The sequence below is a fragment of the Crenothrix polyspora genome (assembly GCF_900163755.1).
Classification (GTDB): domain Bacteria; phylum Pseudomonadota; class Gammaproteobacteria; order Methylococcales; family Methylomonadaceae; genus Crenothrix; species Crenothrix polyspora.
The window spans coordinates 1-2,149 of sequence record NZ_FUKI01000085.1 but is presented as its reverse complement, the minus strand read 5'-3'; the positions used below and the strand labels follow the sequence as shown (position 1 = coordinate 2,149).

Sequence of the window (2,149 nt, the reverse complement as noted above, 5' to 3'; positions counted from 1 at the left end):
TGCGTTATCGGTAAACACTTTGTCTTTAAGACTGCCGGTATTAATATAAACATTTAAAGCGGCACTTTTTAATCCTGCATAAGCCGCCATAGTCGCTACACCTGCATCACTGATTACCGCGACACTGCCTTTTTGTGCGGCGATTTGGCTTAAGTTGATAGCTTCTGCGCACGCACGCGCACAGGTTAGCGGTACGTCGGTTGCGTCTTTTAGTACAGTTTGTATCGCGGCACTTCGCCGGTTTTTTTCGGCATCGGTTTCTTTAGGCATACCATAAACTGCCATCAGGTGATTAAATACATCAACATCGGCTTTAATCATGTGGGTTAACTTTTCGCGTAGCGCTTCGGATTTTACCAGCAAAGCGTGCATATCGGTTTCAACTTCAGCGTATTTAGGCTTGCCAATGGTTAGATTGCATACCATGCTGATTAAAGCCGCTGCCTGTGCGCCCATTAGTGCCGCCACACTGCCACCACCTGGTGTGGCTGATTTGCTAGCCAATTCGTCCAAAAAAACATCTATGGCTGTGTCCTTGATTTCAATGTCACTCATGTATCAGTCTATTTTTAAAGTTATCGTTAATTTAGTTAAGTTAAGTACAGCAATACCTTTAGCTGAATTAGTTGCGCCGCCAACGGGTAGTGCCATCGGGTGAGTCTTCCAGAATAACGTTTCTTTCTTTTAATTCATCGCGAATCTGGTCGGCTAATGCCCAATTTTTAGCTTTTTTGGCTTCTATTCGCGCTTGGATTTGTTGCTCAATGTGTTCATCTGCACTCTGCAATCCCCCTTCATCATTTGCAACTGTTTCTGTTGCGCCACCTTTTAAGAAACTATCAGAATCATCTTGCAATAGCCCCAATAAACCAGCTAACGCTTTTAAGGTGGTAGCTACAATACTGGCTTTTTCAGGTTCGACCTCTTTAATTTTATTCAATTCTCTGGCGGCATCAAATAATACCGACACAGCAACCGGTGTATTAAAATCATCATCCATTGCCTGTTCAAAACGGCTTTTATAATCGTCTTGCACAGGCGCATCAAGCACAGCAACATTACGCAATGCGGTGTACAAGCGCGTTAATGCCGCTTTGGCATCATTGAGCGATTCATCGGAATAATTCAGCGGGCTGCGGTAATGGCTGGACAGGATGAAAAACCGCACCACTTCCGGCGTGTACTGTTTCAGCACCTCGCGCACGGTAAAAAAATTGCCCAAAGATTTGGACATTTTCTCGTTATCCACACGCACAAAACCATTGTGCATCCAGTAGTTAACGAACTTTTCGCCGGTTGCACCTTCGGATTGCGCAATTTCATTCTCATGGTGCGGAAACTGCAAATCCATGCCGCCACCGTGTATGTCAAAATGATTGCCCAGGCAACAGGTGGACATCGCGGAACATTCAATATGCCAGCCAGGGCGACCCAGACCCCACGGTGAATCCCAGGCCGGTTCGTTGCTTTTGGCCATTTTCCACAACACAAAATCCAGTGGATTCTGTTTGGCCATATCGACATCAACCCGTTCGCCCGCTTGCAAATCAGCTAAGTTTTTACCGGATAACTGGCCATAATTTTCAAACTTGGCAACGTGATAAAACACATCGCCATTGCCGCCCACATACGCTAAGTCTTGTGCTATCAAACGCTCAATCATGGCAATAATATCGGGAATGGAGCCTGTGGCTTTCGGCTCAATATCAACCGGCAATACTGCCAATGCACGCTCATCCTCGTGCATGGCTTCAATAAAACGTTCAGTTAACGTTTTGATGTCTTCGCCATTTTCATTGGCACGTTGAATGATTTTATCGTCAATATCGGTGATATTACGCACATAAGTCAGCTGATAGCCGCTATAGCGAAAATACCGTGCTACGGTATCGAACACCACCATCACACGGGCATGGCCAATATGGCAGTAATCGTAAACTGTCATGCCACAGACATACATGCCTATTTTTCCAGGTTCTCTGGATTGAAAAAGCTCTTTTTTTCGGGTCAGGGTATTGTATATTTTTAGCATCAGCGGTGGTGGCGATTAAGCAAGTGGTGATTGTTACGTATTGCGTAAAACCAAGCAATGTAACAAGCAGACGCTTCCATTTCAATACAAAAACACATAAAATTCACGTTTTGAATC

Annotated in this window: 2 protein-coding genes; both read right to left on the bottom strand. The window is 44.8% G+C overall.

All coding sequences use genetic code 11. The annotated features are described in order from the left end of the window. Positions 1–555, bottom strand: a 555-nt coding sequence (fchA, locus tag CRENPOLYSF2_RS04790) for a methenyltetrahydrofolate cyclohydrolase (protein ID WP_087142812.1), incomplete at its 3' end; no start/stop codon positions are given. Positions 556–622: 67 nt separating this feature from the next. Further along, positions 623–2,032, bottom strand: a complete 1,410-nt coding sequence (cysS, locus tag CRENPOLYSF2_RS04785) for a cysteine--tRNA ligase (RefSeq protein WP_087142811.1) — start codon at positions 2,030–2,032, stop codon at positions 623–625. Between the last annotated feature and the right edge of the window lie 117 nt (positions 2,033–2,149).

Coding starts and splice junctions, on each gene's coding strand:
- cysS (WP_087142811.1), bottom strand. CDS start 2,032: ATGCTAAAAATATACAATACCCTGACCCGAAAAAAAGAGCTTTTTCAA.